This window comes from Kitasatospora sp. NPDC089797 (assembly GCF_040684795.1).
Taxonomy (GTDB): domain Bacteria; phylum Actinomycetota; class Actinomycetes; order Streptomycetales; family Streptomycetaceae; genus Kitasatospora.
Map to the genome: position 1 here is coordinate 113,386 of NZ_JBFBGS010000005.1, position 18,717 is coordinate 132,102.

Genomic DNA, 18,717 nt, shown 5'->3' on the forward strand with positions numbered 1-18,717 from the left:
GAGCAGAACGGAAACCATGCAGACCCTGCGCCGCAAGGCGATGCTCGACGTCCCCGGATTCCCGTTCTACCTGCTCTCCCGGGCCCTCAACATGTTCGGTGCCACCATGGCGCCGGTGGCGCTGGCCTTCGCCGTGCTGCACGCCACCGGGTCGGCGTCCGACCTCGGCCTGGTCCTCGCCGCACAGACCGCGCCGCAGGTGCTGTTCCTGCTGATCGGCGGAGCGGTCGGGGACCGCGCCCGCAGGACGATCATGATCGCGACCAACCTGGTCATGGCCGGGAGCCAGGCGTGCACGGCCCTCCTGGTGGTCCTCGGGCACGCGGACCTGGGCCTCCTGCTGGTCCTCCAGGCGGTCTGGGGCACGGCGCGCGCCTTCTTCACCCCGGCCAACACCGGCGTCGTCCCGGACCTCGTCCCGGTCGAGCGCATCCACGACGCGAACGTGCTGATCACCCTGAGCCGCAGCATCACCTCGATCTGCGGACCGGCGGCGGCCGGCAGCCTGCTCCTGTTCTGGAACCCGGGCTACATCGTGCTCGGCGACGCGGTGTTCTTCCTGATCAGCGCCGCCCTGCTGGCCCGCCTTCCGCTGAAGCCGTCGGGCACCGCACGGAAGGAGAGCCTGCGCCAGTCCCTGGTCGCGGGGTGGCGGGAGTTCGCCGGGCGCAGCTGGGTCTGGTCCATGGTGAGCAGCTTCGGCTTCTACCAGGGGGTGGTGCGCCCCGCGATCTACGTCGTCGGCCCGGTCCTGGCGGTCGGCAAGGACGGCATGGGTGCCACCGCCTGGGGCCTGGTCATCGCCGCGCAGGGGATCGGCGCCCTGCTCGGCAGCGTGCTGCTGTTCTGGTGGAGGCCCGCCCGTCCGCTGCTCGCCTCGAACCTCCTGGTCGGTCTGGACTCCTTCTTCCTGCTGGCCCTCACCCTGGCCGCCGGTGTGGAGTCCGTCGCCGCCGTCGCCCTCCTGGGCGCTGCGGGCGTGACCATGAGCGACGCCCTCTGGCACAGCACCCTCCAGCGGGAGGTCCCCTCCGAGGCGATGTCCCGGGTCAGCTCCTACGACTGGATCGGTTCCCTCGCGCTCAACCCCCTGGGCATGGCCGTCACCGGCGTCCTGATCCCGGTCGTCGGCCCGACCGCCATCCTGGTCACCGCCGCGGTGGCCAATCTCGTGGTCCGAGGTCTCCTCGTGCTCGCACCCGACGTCCGCGGCATGGGCGACGGCACCCGCACGCGGACGGACGAGGACGGCCTCGACGCGGACCGGGCACCCCAGGAGGCCTGAACCCCGGTCGTCCGCCCGGGGGTTCGGGCTCCCGCCGCGGGTCAGCTCTTCGGTACGAGGGTGTTCTCGTTGGTGCGGCCGGTGGCGAAGTCGTCGATGTTGCGGGCGGTGGCGTCGATGATCTGGCCGACGGCGGTGTGGGTGAAGTAGGCCTGGTGGCTGGTGACCAGGACCTGGGGGAAGGTGACCAGGCGGGCGAGGGTGTCGTCGGCGATGCCCTCGATGGAGCGGTCGGTGAAGAAGACGCCGGTCTCCTCCTCGTAGACGTCCAGGCCGACGCCGGAGAGGCGGCCGGCGCGCAGGGCCTCGACCAGGGCGGCGCTGTCGACGAGGCCGCCGCGGCTGGAGTTGATCAGGATGGCGTCGGGCTTCATCCGGGCGAGGGCGGCGGTGTCGATGAGGTGGTGGGTGGCCGGCAGGAGGGGGACGTGGAGGCTCACCAGGTCGGCGCGGGTGAGGAGTTCGGGCAGTTCGGTGTAGTGCATGCCGAGTGCGCGGCAGGCCGGGTTCTCGGTGATGTCCCAGCCGAGGAGTTCGGTGCCGAAGCCGGCCGCGATCCGGGCGAAGCACTCGCCGATCTTGCCGGTGCCGATGACGCCGACGGTCATCCCGTGGACGTCCCGGCCGAGCAGGCCGTCCAGGCGGAAGTCGAACTCGCGGGTGCGCCCGGCGGCCCGGACGATCCGCCGGTTGACGGCCAGCGCCAGCGTCCAGGCGTGTTCGGCGACGGCGTACGGGCTGTAGTGGGAGACCCGGGCGACGGTGAGGCCGAGGTCGGCGGCGGCCGCCAGGTCGATGTTGTTGAAGCCGGTGGAGCGCTGGGCGATCAGCTTGGTGCCCCCGGCGGCGATCACCGCGAGGGTCTCGGCGTCCAGGACGGCGTTGACGCTGCTGCTGACGGCCGGGTAGCCGGCGGCGAGCGGGGCGGTGTCGCGGTTGAGGAACACGTCCAGGCAGCGCAGTGCGTGCCGGCCGGCGAAGGCGCGCTCCAGCAGCGGTCGCTCGTCGGCCTGTACGCCGTAGGCCAGGATCTCCATCTGCGGTCCTTCCGGTCGGACTCCTGCCGCCCACGCTAACGGCGCGGTCGCCGGAACGCCCGCCGGGTGCACGGGAGCCCCCGGCCGGGACTGGGGGTCCGGCGGCCGGGGGCTCCCGTCGTGCGGGGGAGACGGGGGTCAGATGACCGTCTCGGCCTCCTGGTAGCGCTCCTGCGGGACGGTCTTCAGCTCGGCGACGGCCTCGGCCAGCGGCACCAGGTTGATGTTGGTGCCCTGCAGCGCGGTGATGTGCCCGAAGGCGCCCTTGTGGACGGCCTCGACGGCGTGCCAGCCGAAGCGGGTGGCGAGCACCCGGTCGTAGGCGGTCGGGGTGCCGCCGCGCTGGGTGTGGCCGAGGATCACCGGGCGGGCCTCCTTGCCGAGGCGGTGCTCCAACTCGCGGGAGAGCTGGGTGGCGATGCCGGTGAAGCGCTCGTGGCCGTAGATGTCCTTGCTGCCCTCCTCCCAGTGCATGGTGCCGGGCTCGGGCTTGGCGCCCTCGGCGCAGACCACGATGGCGAACTTCTTCTGCCGGTCGAAGCGCTCGCGGACGACGTCGGTCAGCTTCTCGATGTGGAACGGGCGCTCCGGGACGACGATGGCGTGCGCGCCCGCCGCCATGCCCGCGTTCAGCGCGATCCAGCCGGTGTGCCGGCCCATGACCTCGACGACCATGACCCGCTGGTGCGACTCGGCGGTGGTCTTCAGCCGGTCCAGGGCCTCGGTGGCGACCGAGACGGCGGTGTCGAAGCCGAAGGTCACGTCGGTGGCGGCGATGTCGTTGTCGATGGTCTTCGGCACGCCGACGATCGGCAGGCCCGCGTCGCTCATCAGCTTGGCGGCCTTCAGGGTGCCCTCGCCGCCGATCGGGATCACCGCGTCCAGGCCGAGGTCGGCGCAGTACTTCTTGGCCCGCTCGACGCCGTCCCGCAGGTGGCTCGGCTGCACCCGGGAGGAGCCGAGGATGGTGCCGCCCTGGGCCAGGATGCCGCTCACCGAGTCCAGGGTCAGGGGGCGGTGGTGTCCTTCCAGGAAACCGCGCCAGCCGTCCTCGAACCCGATGATCTCGTCGCCGTGGTCGACCACCCCCCGGTGGACCACGGAACGGATCACGGCGTTCAGGCCGGGGCAGTCACCGCCGCTGGTCAGCACTCCGATACGCATTAGCTTTGCAACTCCCGAGCAGAACCGAGGAACGGCCGGACTACAGGCTGGGACGACGAGCCGACACCGTAGCGAGGCCCTCCCACGCCGTGGTGGCGGGGAGGTGGCCGCGGGGTGAAGGACCGGCCGATCCGGACAGAACGCCCGAAAACGGCCGTGAAGTCGAGCATACGGCCCCTGGTCCGGCCGGGCAGGAGCCGACGCGGGAGCGGCGCCGTCGGCGCCCCCGCGCGGAATTGCAGCCTGCTGCCGAGGAGGGTGTGCAGCCGGCAGCCCCATTGTCGTACGTCCGGGGCGGCCCGCGGGCCGGGTGACCGCATCGCGGGCACCCGGGCGGGGCGTTCGGTCGTCCGCCGTGGGGCGTTCGGGGGGTACTACGGGGTGGTGCGCGGAGCCCTAGGAGGGTCGGGTCGTCGCGGCGATGCGCTCGGCCCGCAGGGCGTCGTACCAGGTGGTGTCGGCCGGCGGCAGGGCGTTGACGTCCAGCGCCAGCTTGATCAGCATGTCCGCCACGGCGGGGTTGCGGGCCAGCACCGGGCCGTGCAGGTAGGTGCCGAAGACGGTGTCCCGCCAGGCGCCCTCGGTGCCGTCGCCGGTGCCGTTGCCGCGGCCGACCGTGACGGTGGCGAAGGGCTGGACGCCCTGGCCGAGGTGGGTGACGCCCTGGTGGTTCTCGAAGCCGGTCAGCTGCGGCAGGCCGAGCCGCGGGTCCACGTCGGCGAGCACGTCGCCGACGCAGCGGGCGCCCTCGCCGCGGGTGGTCCAGACGTCGAGCAGGCCGAGGCCCGGCTCGCGCTCGCCGAGGTCGTTGATGAACTCGTGGCCCATGATCTGGAAGCCGGCGCAGACGCCGAAGATGATCGCGCCGTTCTCGGCGGCCCGCACCAGGCCGCTGTCGGCGCGCAGCCGCTCGGCGGCCAGCCGCTGGGGGCGGTCCTCGCCGCCGCCGATCAGGTAGATGTCCCCGCTGGTGGGGATCGCCTGGTCGGAGCGGACGTCGATCCGGGTCACGTTGAGATGGCGCTGGCGGGCCCGGCGCTCCACGACCAGGGCGTTGCCGCGGTCGCCGTAGGTGCTGAGCAGGTCCGGGTAGACCCAGACCACGCGCAGGCTGCTCTCACTCATCCTCGAAGGCCTTCCATCACGAAAAGACTGGTGTGCGGGCGCGGCATCAGCCGGCCACGACCTTCCGCAGCTGCTGGAAGGCGGTGTAGTTGGCGATGGCCTCGATCCGGCCGGGCGGGGCCATCCGGACGGCCTGCTCCAGGGTGTCCACGACGTGGAACTGCAGCCCGGCGACCTCCAGGCGGACGGCCAGGTCCAGCTTGCGCTGGCCCATCACGAAGATCGGGTGCCCGGCCAGGCGCTCGTAGTCGACGTCCCACAGCCAGGAGGTGTCGGTGCCGTCGGCGTCGAGGGCGTTGACCGAGAGGATCACCGGGGCCGGCGGGCCGTCGATCAGCGAGAAGGTCTCCAGCCAGCCGGCCGGGTTCTTGGCGAGCAGCAGCCGGATGTCCCGGCCCTGGTACTGCACCACGTCGTAGCGGCCCGCCACGGCGCTCACCGAGCGCATCCGCTCCAGCGCGACCTGCGGGGAGACGCCGAACACGGCGGCGACGGCGGCGGAGCTGGTGGCGTTGGCCAGGTTGGCCCGGCCGGGCAGCTGGAGCTGGATCGGCCAGGCGCCGCGCTGCGGGTCGATCACGTGGGTGCCCTGGAGCGCCCAGTGCGGGTTGGGGCGCCGGAAGCCGCAGTCCTGGCAGAACCAGTCGTCGCCGGGGCGCTGCATCACGCCGCCGCAGGCGGGGCAGGACCAGGCGTCCTCCTTCCAGGCCTGTCCGGCGGCCACCCAGACCACCTTCTTGCAGGAGGAGGCGGCCCAGGTCACCAGCGGGTCGTCGGCGTTGGCGATGACCACGGCCTCGGTGTCCTGGAGGCCCTCGCGCCACTTCTCCGCCATCATGCGGGTCTCGGCGGCGCGGTCCAGCTGGTCGCGGGAGAGGTTGAGCAGGGCGATCGCCTTGGGCCGGGTGTCGCGGGCGACCGTCGCCAGGTACTTCTCGTCGACCTCGATCACGCCGAAGCGGGCGTCGGTGCCGCCGGCCAGGGCGGAGGTGATGCCGGCCGGCATGTTGGCGCCCAGGGCGTTGGAGACCACCGGGCCGGCGGCGCGCAGCGCCTCGGCGATCAGGCGGGTGGTGGTGGTCTTGCCGTTGGTGGCGCTGACCAGGACGACGTCGAGGTGGTCGGCGAGGGTGGCGAGCAGGTCGGGGTCGAGCCTGAGGGCGACCTTGCCGCCGATCACCGAGCCGCTTCCGCGACCGGCCTTCCGGGACACGGCGGCGGCGACCTTGCCGGCCGTGACCGCGATCTTGGCGCGGGCCGGCAGCGAGGCGTCGCGTGCGCCTGTGGGCTCCGATTCGGTGCCTGCCATGCTCAGTGGTTCCTCCTTGCTGCGGCACCGCCCGTGGGCCGGATAACGGGCCGTCGGGCGGCGGGGACGGGGCCAGCCTACCGACTCCGTCGCCCGACCGGACGATCCGGACCCCACGCCGCCTGCTGCGACACCGCGACGGGACGGCTGACCGTCCGTCAACCGCGGAGGGGCCCGGTGTCCGTGGGGCCGGAGCGGGCCGGTGCCCGGTGTCCGGCGACCGGGGCGGCCCGGCCGCCGGGTGAGGATGTGGTGAAGAAAGAGCGGGTCAACGGCCCGGGCCGGGCGCGGGGGCGGCGTCGGCGGCCAACGTGGCGGTGATCACCAGGGTGCCGTCCTCGCAGCGGAAGTCCAGCGGCGCGCCCAGTCCGCGCATCGCGGCGATCAGCCCGGCGTTGCCGGCCTGGGTCACCGCGTACACCGCGTCGACCCCGGCCGCCCGGGCCGCCGTGGTCAGCCGCCGGAGCAGGGCCAGGCCCAGCCCGAGCCGCTGCCAGGCGTCCTCGACCAGGACGGCCAGCTCCGCCTCGTCCTCGTCCCACATCAGGTGCCCGAGGGCGACGATCCGCCCGTCGGGGGCGGTCACGGCGAGGCTGCGGCCGTGGCGGGGGTCCAGCAGGTGGTCCAGGTAGCGGTCGGCGTCGCGGACCGGGCCGTGGTAGCGCAGCCGCAGCGCGGTGGGGGAGCAGCGGTCGTGCATCGCCCGGGCCGCCGCCCGGTCGGCGGGGACGGCGGGGCGCAGCAGCAGCTCGGTCCCGTCCGGCAGGGGCAGCCGGGACACCGCCTCCTCGGCCGGACCGGCGCCGTGCGGGGGGCGGGGCCGGCGGTGCGGGACGCCGGTGTGCGCGGGCGGCCGGGCGGTCTGGCCCTCGGGCAGTGCGCACCTGTGCTTCGACCTGTGGAAGGGCCGGTGCCAGAGCCGTTCGAGGCGAGTGCGGGATGCCGTCATGGCGCCGACGCTACCGACGGCGCGCTTCCGGCCGGTTACGTGATCGTGAACGCACGAATGCCCGGGGGTGCGCGGGCGGGGCGGCGGGACGAGCCCGGCGGAGGCCCGGACCGGTGCCTCAGGTGGTCGGGACGGCGGGCGCACCACGGGTCCGCCGCTGTGGCCTGACGCGGACACGCTCACGGATGGCCCAGGATCCGTGCCCTGAGCGGCCCCTTCGGATAGGGATGGCTCGGCTTTCCCGCCGGCCCGGTCCGAGCCCGTCTCGGGCCGGGCCCGACGCCCGTCCCGACATCCGTCCCGACCCGAAGGGCCTTCCCGATGCTCTCGAAGAACTCCGCACTGGCCACGGCCTGTTGCGCCCTGCTGCTGGTGCTGCCGCTCGCGCTGGCCCAGTCGGCCGCCGCCGACAGCAGCAACAGCAACAACGGCCCCAAGACCCCGCAGGAGGCGGCTGCCTGCAAGAGCGTCACCAGCGCCCTGCTCGGCGGCTTCGGCAGCATGCTGGGCAACGCGGTGTGCGTGGTCCAGCCCGCGAACGGGAGCTGAACCGCCCGAGCGGAGACCCGGCCCGCACCCACCCGACCGGTCGGGCCGGTTCACCTGGTGAGGTCACCGTCCGGCACGTCCCGGACGGTGACCTTCTCGCTGTGCAGGCCCAGGAGTTCGGCCACGGTGTCACCGATCCGCCGGGCGTCGCCGGTCGGGCCGGGGGGCGCTCCGTCGGTGTACCGCTCGATGGCCTTCCTGAAGTACGACGGGTTCCAGGCCCCGACGGCCCCGCTGACATCGACGGCCCGGACCGGCCGGTGGCCGACGGCGCGCCGGAGGGCGGGGAGGATCTCGTCGGAGGCGTACTTCCCCGGGACCTGGAACAGGCTGGCGTGGCCGCCGACCTTGCCGCCGTCCCGCAGGTAGACGGTGACGACCAGGCAGCTGGTCACCGACGGGTAGGTGATTGTTCCCCGCGGGCCGACCTCGCCGACCTCGCCCTCGGTGATCGAGACGCCGGTCGCGGCGTCGGCCGGGGAGCGCGACCCGAGGGGCGCCGCTCCGGGGGCCACCGGCCCGGGTTCCACCGGCCCGTGCACCGCCGGGCCGGGCCCGGGCGGAGCGGCCGCCGCCGTGCCGCCACCCCCGACGAGGGCGCAGGCCGCCAGGGCGAGCGCCGCCCCGACGGCGAGGCCGGTCCTTCCCCTGACCTGCTCGGACCCCACCAACGTCATGACCCCCACACCTCGGGAAAGCGATCCGCTCCCGGCCCGGCCGTACGCCGTCACGCACGCGCGGCGACACATGCTTCCGAGGACGAACGATCCCGTCAACTCCGCGCCCGGCGGACCTGCCCGGCGGACGTGCCCGGCCGCCTCCGGCGCAGGCAGACAGGATGTCGATCGAATATTCCGGTCAACCGATAAAACCCGAACCCCGAATTTATCCCCCCATTTGGCGGCGTGCCGTGTGCGAACCCATCTGGCTAGCATTCCCATTAGTCGGTCCGCTGCAATTGCGGCAGGCCGACTATCGGCCCTGCGGTCGATTCTCGGCATGCCCGGAACGGGCATGCGCCGGGATACTTCCACATTGTTGTATGGAAAGGATGATCCGATGAAGGCTTTTGTCAATGGTATGCCCGCCGGGGACATCGAGGGAGCGACCTGGGTCAAGGCGGCCGCCAGCGCCGACACCGGGGTGTGTGTCGAGATGACCCGCCTGCCGCACGGTGGAGCCGCCGTGCGCAACTCCACCGACCCGGAGGGCGTCGCCCTGATCTTCACCGCGAGGGAGATCGAGGTGTTCTTCGGCGGCGTCCGGAACGGCGAATTCGATCACATGTTTGTCGCGTAATCCCGGCATTTTACGACGTCCGGTCGACGGCGGTACCTGTTTCGATCGGACTCGTGTGAGGATGGGGCGCGGGGGCTTCGAATATGCGACGATGAGCAAAATGAAGTCGCACCTGGAGCCCCCGTGCCCACCCTTTTCGAGAACGGCGATCACCTCGCCCGAGTGATTCCGCACCGCCGGACGGGCGCGGACCCCGCCAACAACCCGCCGGCCGCGGCCCTCATCCTCGGTGCCCGGCTCAAGGCGCTCCGGGAGAGCCGGGGCATGATCCAGTCGGCCGCCGCCCGCGGCACGGGCTTCTCCAACTCCACGCTCTCGCGACTGGAGCGGGGGGAGAGCCCGCCCGAGGAGGTCGACGTCCGGGCGCTGGCCCGGGTGTACGGCGTGAGCGCCCTGGAAGAGGCGCAGCTGATGCAGCTGGCGGCGCAGGCGCGCCGGCCGGTGTGGTGGTCGCGGTACCTCGAACCGACGGCCGGCTACCTCACCACGTACATCGGCCTGGAGGAGGCCGCCCGCAGGGTCGACACCTACGAGGCCCTCGTGGTGCCGGGCATCCTGCAGACCGAGGCGTACGCGCGCGACATGATCGAGCGGCACTTCCTGACCAGCGAGCAGGACAAGGTGGAGCTGGCGGTGGGGTTGCGGATGGAGCGCAAGCGCCGCTTCCTGGCCTCGCCGCCGGAGCTGGCGAGCATCCTGATCAGCGAGTTCGTCCTGCAGCCGCTGGTGGAGGACAAGAGCGTGATGGCCGAGCAGATGCGCCACCTGTACGACATGGCGATGACCCCCGGCATCAAGCTCCGGGTCGTGCCGATGGCCAGGATCATCGGCCTGCAGATGGCCTCGATCACCCACCTGGAGTTCGAGGTCGGCGGGCCGCCGCCCATGATCTACCTGGAGGGGTACGAGAGCGCGGACTACCGCCCCAAGGCCACCGGGGTCGCGGGCGGGCGCAACAACGGCGCGGACTACGAGCGGCACCTCCAACTGCTGGTGAAGATGAAGGCGCGGGCCGCCACCCGGGTCCAGAGCATGCGCCTGATCGAGGGCGCCGTCGAGAAGTACTCCTAGCAGGACTCGTCCGCGCATCGGCCGGACGGACTCACGGGACGCGGGCCAGGCCGCCGAACGCCGTGAGTTCCCGGCTGCGCTGGCGCTGCTGGAGGTCGGACACCGGCCGCCAGTCGGTGACGTCGACCAGTCCGGGGGGTTCGATCTCCAGCCCGTCGAAGTAGGAGCGGACCTCCCGCTTCTCGCGGACCCGCCCCCAGTGCCTCGGCACCTGCCGGTTCATGAGCTCGGTGACCCCGCTGCGCACGCCGGCGTCGTCGCTGACGAGTTCGGAGACGACCACGAAACTGCCGGGGGCGAGCCGCGCGGTGACCTGCCGGATGAGCTCAGCAGGGTCCTGCTCGTCCGGCAGGCAGTGCAGGACGGCGGCGAACAGGACGGCCGTGGGCTCGTCCGGGTGGATCAGGTCCAGTGCCGCGGGGTGGCCGAACACGGCGTCGGTGTCGGTCATGTCGGCCCTGACGAGTGCGGTGCGGTCGTTCTCGTCCAAGGACTCCCGCCCGTAGGCGATCACGATGGGGTCCTTGTCGACGTAGACGATGCGCGACGCCGGATCCACGCGCTGGGCGACCTGGTGGAGGTTGTCCCCCAGCGGCAGCCCGCAGCCGTAGTCGAGGAACTGGCGGACGCCGTACTCGGCGGCCAGCGTGTGGACCACCCGTTGGAGGAACCACCGGTTGCTCAGGACCAGTTGTCTACTGGTCGGCGCGATCTGGAGCAGTCGCTCGGCCGCTCTCCGGTCGGAGTGGAAGTTGATCGACCCGCCCAGAAGCCAGTCATAGACTCTGGCATCACTGGGCACGGTCACGTCGATGCCGTCGCCTTTGATCCCCATCGGGCCCTTCAACGGTCGCCAACCCCGTCCGTCGGCAGGGCAGTTGCCGATCAGTGTAGAGAAGGCATGCCAGTCGGCGCCATCACCCGATGGGGTGGCGCGGATACGGAGAGGGAACTGCTGGTCGCTCTCCGGCGTTCTGGAGTACCGGTTTCGGACTGCTCTCCGGCCCCTGGACGTCGGCCGGGTTCGGTCGACGTCCGCCGGGTTCCGTGGAGTTCAGCCGTCGCCGACCGTGCTCAGATCCGCGGGATGACCTCCCTCAGGTCGGACAGGTACGCGTGGAGCAGGCGCTTGGCCGTCAGCGCCCCCGCCTCGACCACGGACACCTCGGTGCCCATGAGGGTCGCGACGGCCTCCGGGGACAGGCCGAGGCGGTGCCGCAGCAGGACGATGTCGGCGATCGGGCCCGGCAGCAGGCGGTGCAGCAGGTCCTCGCCGGAGGCCGTGCCCAGGTCGTCGCGGCCGCGGCGCGCGGCGGTCACCGAGCAGCGCAGGGCGGACCAGGCCTCCTGCGCCGGGCTGGGGCTCCGGAGGACGACCTCCCACCGGGAGTGGGTGCGGTGCAGGGCCTCCGCCACCGCGGCCTGGCCGGCCCGGTCGTCCTGGAGCCTCGCCTGCGCGTACATCAGGTAGCGGCTGCGGGAGAGGGTGACGAACGCCCCGAATCCCAGGGGCGTGCGACCGGCGGCCGCGGGGTGGGGGTTGACCGGTGCTGCCGGAATGCCGTGCTCCATGCGCGTCTCTTCCTCACCGTGGGCCGCTGGACGGGCGAGCGGTGTGCGACGGATCGAGGGGCGGCGGCCCGCACCGTCAGGGACGGGTGGGTCGCGCGGGCGTCGGCCGTTCCTGGTGTGCGGCCGACGGATGGTGGCGGTGCGGGGGAGTGCGCACGGCCCGTGGACGAGGGCGCCCTGCGGCGGGGGTGGTCGGACGGTTCCGTTCGTCGGGACCGTCGGGACCGTCGGGATCGCCGGACCCGTGGTCGGCCGTGGCGCGGCCGGTGCGGACGTCCCGGTGTCCGGGGGAACGGCGCCGTCGGGGACCGCGGCGCCCGACGCACCGGTCCCGTACGGTTCCTGGGCCGGGGCGAAGCTGCTGACAGCGTGGGGCTGCTGGGAGGGCGCGTCCACGCGCCGCCCCCCGGGCTCGGTCGGGCACGTTCGGGAGCTCTCTCGATCGCAGTGGTCCCGGCCGGCGGTTCCACCCGCCCCCGGGGCCCCGGTCCTGGGGCCGGGCATCAATGTACTGGGCAAAGTTGGCCCGGTAGGCCGTCAACGACCCTCCTGCAAAACCACGTTGCCGGGATGCTTATTGACGCCCTCCGCTCGCGCGGATGTTCCCCTGTTCATGCCCGCGTTCGGTCGACCGGGGGGTTCGGGCACGGCGGCCGGCCGCCGTCGATCCGCGGGGCACGGACCGGGACAAGGTCAGCGAGTCGTCACCGTCCTGTCACGGGCGCCGGAACGGCGGAACCCGCCTGGTCGGAGGTGACGTCATCGGCCGCAGAGAACGCGCAGTGGAATCGGGGAGTGGTCGTTGATGGACGTCAGGGCGCGCATGGCAAAGCTGGGCAACCGTTCGCGGGTGGCCCTCGCGGCAGGGGTCGTCGTGGTGGCGGCGAGCGCCTGGGTGGTGCCGACGGTCACGGCCACGACCTCCGTCGCGGCCGACCAGCGCGTCACGCACGGCCAGGGCGACGGCGCCCAGGAGGACGGTTCGCAGGCCGACGGCGCCGGTGCCCAGCAGCAGTCGGGCGGGGTGCCGGAGAGCATCGCCCACGCCTCCGAGGCCGGGGGCAACGCCGTCAACATCACCATCGACGACGGTCCGGACCCGGTCTGGACGCCGAAGGTCCTGGACGTGCTCAAGCGCTACGGCGTGAAGGCGACGTTCTGCATGATCGGCCCGCAGGCCAAGGCGCACCCCGACCTGGTGAAGCAGGTGGTGGCGGCCGGTCACCGGCTGTGCGACCACACGGTGGACCATGACACGACCATGGACAAGAAGCCGGTGGCCTACCAGGAGAAGGAGATCCTGGACGCGAAGAAGATGATCGAGGACGCCGCGGGCGGCGCCCACGTGCTGTACTACCGGGCGCCCGGCGGCTCGTTCACCCCCGACAGCCGGCGCATCGCCGCCGCGAACGGGATGCGCCCGCTGGGCTGGAACGTCGACTCGAAGGACTTCGAGAAGCCCGGCACGGCCGCCATCGTCGAGACGGTGAAGAAGGAGCTCGGCAACGGGCCGACCGTCCTGTTCCACGACGGCGGCGGCGACCGCCGGCAGACCGTCGAGGCCCTCGACCAGGTGCTCGGCTGGCTGAAGGCCCAGGGCCGTCCGACCGGCTTCCCGGTCCAGACGACCCCCTGAGCCCGCGACGGCCGGTGCCGGACCGGCCGCCGGTCAGGCGTCGAGCACCTGGCCGTGGCGCTTGACGACCGGTCCCTCGCCCGACCACGGGAACTCGATCCAGTCGTCGGTCCGCTTCCACACGTACTCGCACTTCACGAGGGAGTGCGGCTTCTCGTAGATGACGGCGGAGCGGACCTCGGCGACGTGGTCGAGGCAGAAGTCGTGGACCAGCTTCAGCGTCTTGCCGGTGTCGGCGACGTCGTCGGCGATCAGGACCTTCTTGTCCGTGAAGTCGATCGCGGACGGGACGGGCGCCAGCATGACGGGCATCTCGAGGGTGGTGCCCACGCCCGTGTAGAACTCGACGTTCACCAGGTGGATGTTCTTGCAGTCCAGCGCGTACGCCAGGCCGCCCGCCACGAACACGCCGCCGCGGGCGATGCTCAGGACGAGGTCGGGCTCGTAGCCGTCGTCGGCGATCGTCTGCGCGAGCTCGCGCATCGCCCGGCCGAAGGTCTGGTAGTCCAGGATCTCGCGTACATCAGTCACGGCGTTCATTGTGCTCGACTGTCGGCCGGGCCGCGAACAGGGGGGCCCGCTCAGGACCGCTGCGCCCCTGGTCCGGGCGCTCGGGACGGTGGGTGCGGGCGGCGGGTGGAGGGCAGCAGCCAGCCGCCGGCGGTGTGCGCGGGCGGGTGCGGGGCGGCGGTCCGGGGCGTGCCCCGGTAGCTCAGGTACATGCCGGTCAGGACGGTGACCTTGGCGCGCAGGAGCCAGGGGTCGAACGGCTTGACGATGAAGTCGACCGCCCCGGCGTCGTAGCCGCGCAGGGTGTTCTCCGGGTCGGAGCCGATCGCGGTGACGAAGATGATCGGGATGTCGCGGGTCTGCGCCCGGCTCTTGATGTGGGCGGCGGTCGCGTAGCCGTCCATGCCGGGCATCTGCACGTCCAGGACGATGACGGCGATGTCGCTGTGCTGGAGCAGCGCCTTCAGGGCGTCCGGGCCGGAGGCGACGGCCAGGACCTCCCAGTCGGCGGCCGCGAGGACGGCCTCCAGGGCGACCAGGTTCGTGGGCTGGTCGTCGACCACGAGGACCCTGGGCCGACCGGCGCCGGCCGGCGCGGCGGCGGGCGCCTCGATCCGCAGCGGGTCCTCGCCGACCTGCTGCTCGGCGGTGGTCAGCTGGCGTTCCAGCAGCTCGCAGCGGGCCTCGGCGGCGAGCCGGCGCCGCAGTGCCTCGGCCAGCTCGGCCTCCAGCCGCGCGACCTCCCGTTCCAGGGCCTGCTTCTCCCGGAGCAGGCCCTGGCGGTCGCCGCCGTGCAGGGCGATCTCGTCCGCCCGGGCCCGCTCGCGCGCCCAGTCGCCCTCCAACTGGTTGAGGCGCAGCTCCAGGTCGGCGATCCGGTGGTTCCGGTCCAGTAGGGCGTCGCCCAGGAGGTCGCTGTGGGCGGCCGAGCGCCGCGAGAGCCGGTCGGCCTGGGCCAGCTGGAACTGCAGCTGCTGGACGGCGTGGCCGACCGAGGCGCTGGTCTGCTGCGCGGCCGCGTGCAGGGAGCGGAGCAGCCCGATCGTCTCCGGGGTGGCGACGCTGCCGCGATCGGCGCCGACATCGGTGAGCAGGTCCTGGACGAACTGCCAGGCGGGGATGCGCTGGCCGGCCAGGTAGCGGGAGAGCGCGCCCGGGCTCAGGTGCCGGCGCGAGCTGTAGCGCCGGACCGACACGGCCGGCCGCAGCCCCGCGAACAGGCTGCGCAGCGCCTCGGCGAAGGCCCGGCACTCCTCGTTCAGATCGGGGCTGAGCGGCTGCAGGCTCCCCGCGCGGTCGCCCCCTGGTGTCCCGAGCATCTCCACGACGCCACCCTCCGTGCGGTATCGGGTCGGTCGCGGCCCGGAGCCCGGCGGGCCCGGGCCGCCCGGCGGTCAGGAAGCGGGCTCGTCCTCGGCCGGTTCCCGGCCGGGACCGGCGACGAGCCGGTTGACGAACGGCACGCCGACGCCGAAGGCGCCGACGCCGTACAGGGCGCACCGGGCCGGGTGGGTGCCCCCCGCGGCGGCCAGGACGCCCGCGCCGACCCCCGTGAGCACCCCGATCAGCAGCACCAGGGCCGCCCTGGTCGACAGCAGCGCAGGCTGCACCTCGTACCTCCTCGATCCGTGGCGGCCCGCGCCGGCCACGACCTGTCCGCCGGCCCGGGTGGTCCGGCGATGCGTCACAGCATGGAGGTCCGGGCGCCGTTGCGCCGCCGTTTCCGGGGCGGAAACACCGATCGGCAACACCGGGCGCTCCCCGAGTGCGCCGTCCCGGGCGCCGTCCCGGGCGGCGGGAGGCGAGTGGTCCTGGGCAAGTGCTCCGGGTCAGGCGATCCGGGTCGGGGCGTCCTCGACGGTGTGTCCGCTGGTGGTGAGCAGGGTGGTGAGGGCGGCCGGGCTCAGCGAGCGGGGGGTGCGGAGGAAGAGTTCGTCGGCGGTGGGGTGGGAGTGCAGGGAGAGGAGGGTGATCCGGTGGTCGGCGAGGGTGGTGTGGGTGTGGGCGAGGGCGGTGGTGCGGACCCGCCAGAGGGTGGTCGGGGGAGGGGCGTGCGGGGACCACCAGGCGTGCAGGAGTGCGGTGACGAGCAGGGCGACGGCGGAGCCGGCCAGGACGACCGGGCCGTCCGGGCCGTCGACGACGAGCTTGGCGACGAGGTCGGCCGCGGTGACGGAGAGGAAGACGGCGGCGAGTTCGACGGTGTCCCGGCGCCAGCGGTGGGCACGGGGGAAGGAAGGCTTCGGGTGCTCCATGCCCTCCACCGTGCCCGACCGGTGTTTCCCGGCCGCGAACCGCCCGTGACCTGGTGGTTAAGGTCCGGCCGGGTGTGTTACGGCAGGAGCGCGCGGGCCGCGGCCCGCACCTCGGCGAGCAGCAGCCGGAGGTCCTCCTCGGTGGTCGCGGCGTTGAGCAGGCAGGCGCGGAGCATCTCCCGCCCGCCGAGCCGGGCGCCGGTGAGGAACACCCGTCCGCGCCGCTGGACGGCGAGCGGCAGGTCGCGGTTGAGGGCGTCGAGGGCCTCCTCGTCCAGCCCGGTGGCCCGGTGGCGGAACGCGACGATGGAGGTCTGCACCTCTGCGAGCAGCTCCAACTCGTCGTCGGCGTCGACGAGTTCGCCGAGTCGGCGGGCCAGGGCGGTGCACCGGGCGATGTCCTGGACGAGGCCGGCGCGGCCGCGGTGCGCGATGGTGGCCCAGACCTTCAGGGCACGGAACGGGCGGGTCTGCTCGGTGCCGTACTCGGAGAACCAGCCGAGCGCCCCGGCATCCTCGTCGCGCAGGTAGGACGGGACGAGGCTGAAGGTGCCGCGCAGCTCCTCGGTGTCGCGGACCAGCGCGCAGCCGCAGTCGACCGGGACGCCGAGCCACTTGTGGGGGTCGAGGGCGAGCGAGTCGGCGCGCTCCAGACCGGCGTAGCGGTGGGCGATGGCCGGGTCGAGGCGGCCGAAGGCGCCGTAGGCGCCGTCGACGTGCAGCCACAGGCCCTGCTGCGCGCACAGGTCGGCGATCGGGTCGAAGGCGTCGACCGCGCCGGTGCCGACGGTGCCGGCCGAGGCGACCACCAGGAAGGGCAGCAGCCCGTCGGCGCGGTCGCGCTCGACGGCGGCCCGCAGCCCGGCCGGGTCGAGCCGGCCGTCGGGACCGGCGGCGACGGTGCGCAGGTGCCGGCTGCCCAGGCCGAGGAGCTCGGCGGCCTTGCGGACGCAGGAGTGGGTCTCGCCGGTGACGTAGCCGACCAGCGGCGGCAGGCCGGCGAGGCCGTCCTCGCGGACGTCCCACCCGGCCCGGCGGGCGGCCCGGTTGCGGGCGGCGGCGACGCAGACGATGGTCGCCATCGAGGTGCCGGAGGTGAGCAGCCCGCCGCCGGCCGGGTGCGGGAAGCCGACGAGTTCGGCGATCCAGCGGACCACGGCGCGCTCCAGGTGGACGTCGGCGTGGTCGCCGCCGGCCGAGCTGGGGTTCATCGCGGCGGCGGCCAGGGTGGCGAGCACCCCGGCGGGGGCGGGGGCGGAGTTGACCCAGCCGAAGAAGCGCGGGTTGCCGTTGCCCATGGGGTGGGGGAGGACGTCCCGGGCGATGGCGGCCGGCAGCTCGGTGAGCGGGCGGCCCTCGGCGGGCAGCGGGGCGTCGAGCAGGGCCTGCCGGGCGGCGTCGTCCATCGGCTGCCAGACCGGGCGGGCGGGCAGCGCCGCGAGGTAGTCGGCGACCAGGTCGGCGGTGGCGTGGGCGGCGGTGCGGAAGTCCGCGTCGCGGGGGTCCTCGGTGGTCATGGCGTGCTCCAGGAGGCCGGAGGGGCGGGCAGGCGCGGCGTCCTCGGCGCACCCTGATCAGGCGGATGATCGGGTGATCCTATGCAACCGGGCCCGCGCCGTGCGGCGCGGGCCCGACAGGTGGGACGGGGACGGAGCGGGGCCGGCGGACCGACCGCGGCGGACCGGGGGCCCCGCGGGGGCGGTCAGTCGAGCGAGCCGGACAGCCCGCCCGCGGACCGGCAGTAGCCCTGCATCTCCTTGTTGGTGATCTTCGCGCAGAGCCGTCCGGACGCCCCGCCGTCGGTGTAGTTGACGGTGTAGTAGCTGACCAGCCCCTCCGCGCAGGCCTTGCGCTGCCAGCCGTCGGCGGCGGTCGCGCACTGCTGGGCGGCCCAGTCCTCGCGGTCCAGGTTGTACTTCATGGTCCGCGAGCCGACGCCGCGGCTGCAGTCCACGGCCCCGCCGCTGGCCTTGCCGTTGAGGCACCACTTGAGGGCGTCGGCGTAGACCTCGGGGTGGTTCGGGTAGTCGTGCGAGGAGAGGTAGAAGGTCGGCGCGTAGAAGAAGCACGCGGACTGGAACAGCGAGGGCTGGTCCTTGCACGGGTAGAGCGGGTCCTGGGCGAGCTTGTCGGCGGGCAGGTTGGCCTTGGCCTGCTCGTCCTCCTCGTCCGGGCCGAAGAGCTGCATGAACAGGCCCTCGGAGCAGCGGATCCGGTTCTGGTCGGTGGTGAACTTGTTGCACAGCTCGCGCGCCTTGGCGACGTCCTGCTTGGCGACGAACATCGTGCCGTGGCCGACGCCGTGGATGCAGGGCCCGGTGTTCTTGGGGGCGCACAGCTTGAGCAGGTCCACCTCGGGCTGGGGGGAGGCGTTCAGCATCTCCTCGACCGCGCCGTGCAGGTAGCCGGCCGCGCAGGTCTCGTGCGGGAAGGAGATGACCTTCTGGAAGTCGGCGTTGAAGCGCTTGACCGCCGCGTGGCCGAGCTCGTGCGCGATCGGGTGGCAGAAGCGCACGGTGTACGGCTTCTCCTTGGTGATCCGGTCGAGGTCGGCGAGGGCGACACCGGGGTCGGTGGCGTCCATCTCGGCCATCATCTTGTTGCGCAGCGTGGAGCGGGTCCACACCGCCGGGTCGCCGGTCGGGGTGGCGCTCGGGGCGCCGGGCCCGACCGCCCGGGCGCCGGAGACCCCGGGGGCCGTGGAGACGGCGGGCGAGGTGGTGGCCGCGGCGGGCGACCAGTCGGTGACGGCCACCGACCCGAGCCCCAGGACACCCAGGAGCACGGCGGTGAGAATCGCGAAGACTCGCGGCTGCATGACGGGATCCCCCGGCGGATCGAGGTGAACGGTTCGCTCCCATCCTGACGGCACGGGGAGCGCGATCCCGCGTTTTCGCCCGCCATTCGGGAGGTGTCGGCGACGCTACCGCATCGCCCGCACGCCCCGGCCGGGCGG

General features: G+C 73.2%; 19 protein-coding genes. 5 read left to right on the forward strand and 14 right to left on the reverse strand.

Features of this window, described 5'->3' with window-relative positions:
* The first annotated feature begins 16 nt into the window (after nucleotides 1–16).
* Nucleotides 17–1,285, forward strand: coding sequence for an MFS transporter (locus tag AB0O91_RS06130; protein ID WP_363428388.1), 1,269 nt, complete (start codon nucleotides 17–19; stop codon nucleotides 1,283–1,285).
* A gap of 41 nt (nucleotides 1,286–1,326) precedes the next feature.
* Here the strand turns inward: AB0O91_RS06130 and AB0O91_RS06135 are convergent, their stop codons facing one another.
* From AB0O91_RS06135 to AB0O91_RS06155, 5 genes are all read right to left on the reverse strand, one after another.
* Nucleotides 1,327–2,322, reverse strand: a complete 996-nt coding sequence (locus AB0O91_RS06135; protein ID WP_363428390.1) for a 2-hydroxyacid dehydrogenase — start codon at nucleotides 2,320–2,322, stop codon at nucleotides 1,327–1,329.
* A gap of 138 nt (nucleotides 2,323–2,460) precedes the next feature.
* Nucleotides 2,461–3,486, reverse strand: a complete 1,026-nt coding sequence (locus AB0O91_RS06140) for a 6-phosphofructokinase (protein ID WP_363428392.1) — start codon at nucleotides 3,484–3,486, stop codon at nucleotides 2,461–2,463.
* 396 nt (nucleotides 3,487–3,882) lie between these two features.
* A complete protein-coding gene (locus AB0O91_RS06145; protein WP_363428394.1) occupies nucleotides 3,883–4,611 on the reverse strand; it encodes a glutamine amidotransferase in 729 nt (242 codons plus the stop codon).
* Between the two features lie 46 nt (nucleotides 4,612–4,657).
* A complete protein-coding gene (locus AB0O91_RS06150) occupies nucleotides 4,658–5,920 on the reverse strand; it encodes a MurT ligase domain-containing protein (protein ID WP_350505619.1) in 1,263 nt (420 codons plus the stop codon).
* A 268-nt stretch (nucleotides 5,921–6,188) separates the two neighbouring features.
* Nucleotides 6,189–6,869: a GNAT family N-acetyltransferase gene (locus AB0O91_RS06155; protein ID WP_363428396.1), complete on the reverse strand. Its 681-nt coding sequence runs from the start codon at nucleotides 6,867–6,869 to the stop codon at nucleotides 6,189–6,191.
* 321 nt (nucleotides 6,870–7,190) lie between these two features.
* Between AB0O91_RS06155 and AB0O91_RS06160 the strand changes: the two genes are divergently transcribed.
* Nucleotides 7,191–7,418 carry a hypothetical protein gene (locus AB0O91_RS06160; protein ID WP_363428398.1) on the forward strand — a complete coding sequence of 76 codons (228 nt, stop codon included), beginning with the start codon at nucleotides 7,191–7,193 and terminating at the stop codon, nucleotides 7,416–7,418.
* 50 nt (nucleotides 7,419–7,468) lie between these two features.
* Here AB0O91_RS06160 and AB0O91_RS06165 read toward each other — a convergent pair whose 3' ends face one another.
* Nucleotides 7,469–8,095: a hypothetical protein gene (locus tag AB0O91_RS06165; RefSeq protein ID WP_363428400.1), complete on the reverse strand. Its 627-nt coding sequence runs from the start codon at nucleotides 8,093–8,095 to the stop codon at nucleotides 7,469–7,471.
* 382 nt (nucleotides 8,096–8,477) lie between these two features.
* Here AB0O91_RS06165 and AB0O91_RS06170 point away from each other — a divergent pair, with 382 nt between their 5' ends.
* Nucleotides 8,478–8,717, forward strand: coding sequence for a DUF397 domain-containing protein (locus tag AB0O91_RS06170; RefSeq protein ID WP_363428402.1), 240 nt, complete (start codon nucleotides 8,478–8,480; stop codon nucleotides 8,715–8,717).
* Between the two features lie 123 nt (nucleotides 8,718–8,840).
* The gene (locus AB0O91_RS06175) at nucleotides 8,841–9,788 is read left to right on the forward strand and encodes a helix-turn-helix transcriptional regulator (RefSeq protein ID WP_363428404.1); all 948 of its coding nucleotides are present in this window, start codon (nucleotides 8,841–8,843) and stop codon (nucleotides 9,786–9,788) included.
* A 31-nt stretch (nucleotides 9,789–9,819) separates the two neighbouring features.
* Here AB0O91_RS06175 and AB0O91_RS06180 read toward each other — a convergent pair whose 3' ends face one another.
* Nucleotides 9,820–10,623, reverse strand: a complete 804-nt coding sequence (locus AB0O91_RS06180) for an SAM-dependent methyltransferase (RefSeq protein WP_363428406.1) — start codon at nucleotides 10,621–10,623, stop codon at nucleotides 9,820–9,822.
* A gap of 239 nt (nucleotides 10,624–10,862) precedes the next feature.
* Nucleotides 10,863–11,360, reverse strand: coding sequence for a hypothetical protein (locus tag AB0O91_RS06185; protein ID WP_363428408.1), 498 nt, complete (start codon nucleotides 11,358–11,360; stop codon nucleotides 10,863–10,865).
* Between the two features lie 823 nt (nucleotides 11,361–12,183).
* Here AB0O91_RS06185 and AB0O91_RS06190 point away from each other — a divergent pair.
* The gene (locus AB0O91_RS06190) at nucleotides 12,184–12,996 is read left to right on the forward strand and encodes a polysaccharide deacetylase family protein (protein ID WP_363428410.1); all 813 of its coding nucleotides are present in this window, start codon (nucleotides 12,184–12,186) and stop codon (nucleotides 12,994–12,996) included.
* Nucleotides 12,997–13,029: 33 nt separating this feature from the next.
* Here the strand turns inward: AB0O91_RS06190 and AB0O91_RS06195 are convergent, their stop codons facing one another.
* The 6 genes from AB0O91_RS06195 to AB0O91_RS06220 all read right to left on the reverse strand — a co-directional run bounded on the left by AB0O91_RS06195 (nucleotide 13,030) and on the right by AB0O91_RS06220 (nucleotide 18,579).
* Nucleotides 13,030–13,527: a phosphoribosyltransferase gene (locus AB0O91_RS06195; RefSeq protein ID WP_363428412.1), complete on the reverse strand. Its 498-nt coding sequence runs from the start codon at nucleotides 13,525–13,527 to the stop codon at nucleotides 13,030–13,032.
* Nucleotides 13,528–13,577: 50 nt separating this feature from the next.
* On the reverse strand, nucleotides 13,578–14,825 hold the full coding sequence (locus tag AB0O91_RS06200; protein WP_363428583.1) for a response regulator: 1,248 nt from the start codon (nucleotides 14,823–14,825) through the stop codon (nucleotides 13,578–13,580).
* Nucleotides 14,826–14,900: 75 nt separating this feature from the next.
* Nucleotides 14,901–15,116, reverse strand: coding sequence for a hypothetical protein (locus tag AB0O91_RS06205; RefSeq protein WP_363428414.1), 216 nt, complete (start codon nucleotides 15,114–15,116; stop codon nucleotides 14,901–14,903).
* Between the two features lie 219 nt (nucleotides 15,117–15,335).
* Nucleotides 15,336–15,761: a hypothetical protein gene (locus tag AB0O91_RS06210; protein WP_363428415.1), complete on the reverse strand. Its 426-nt coding sequence runs from the start codon at nucleotides 15,759–15,761 to the stop codon at nucleotides 15,336–15,338.
* Nucleotides 15,762–15,838: 77 nt separating this feature from the next.
* The gene (locus tag AB0O91_RS06215; RefSeq protein WP_363428416.1) at nucleotides 15,839–17,278 is read right to left on the reverse strand and encodes a pyridoxal-dependent decarboxylase; all 1,440 of its coding nucleotides are present in this window, start codon (nucleotides 17,276–17,278) and stop codon (nucleotides 15,839–15,841) included.
* Nucleotides 17,279–17,463: 185 nt separating this feature from the next.
* Complete coding sequence (locus AB0O91_RS06220) at nucleotides 17,464–18,579, reverse strand: hypothetical protein (RefSeq protein ID WP_363428417.1); 1,116 nt, start codon at nucleotides 18,577–18,579, stop codon at nucleotides 17,464–17,466.
* Nucleotides 18,580–18,717: the final 138 nt, after the last annotated feature.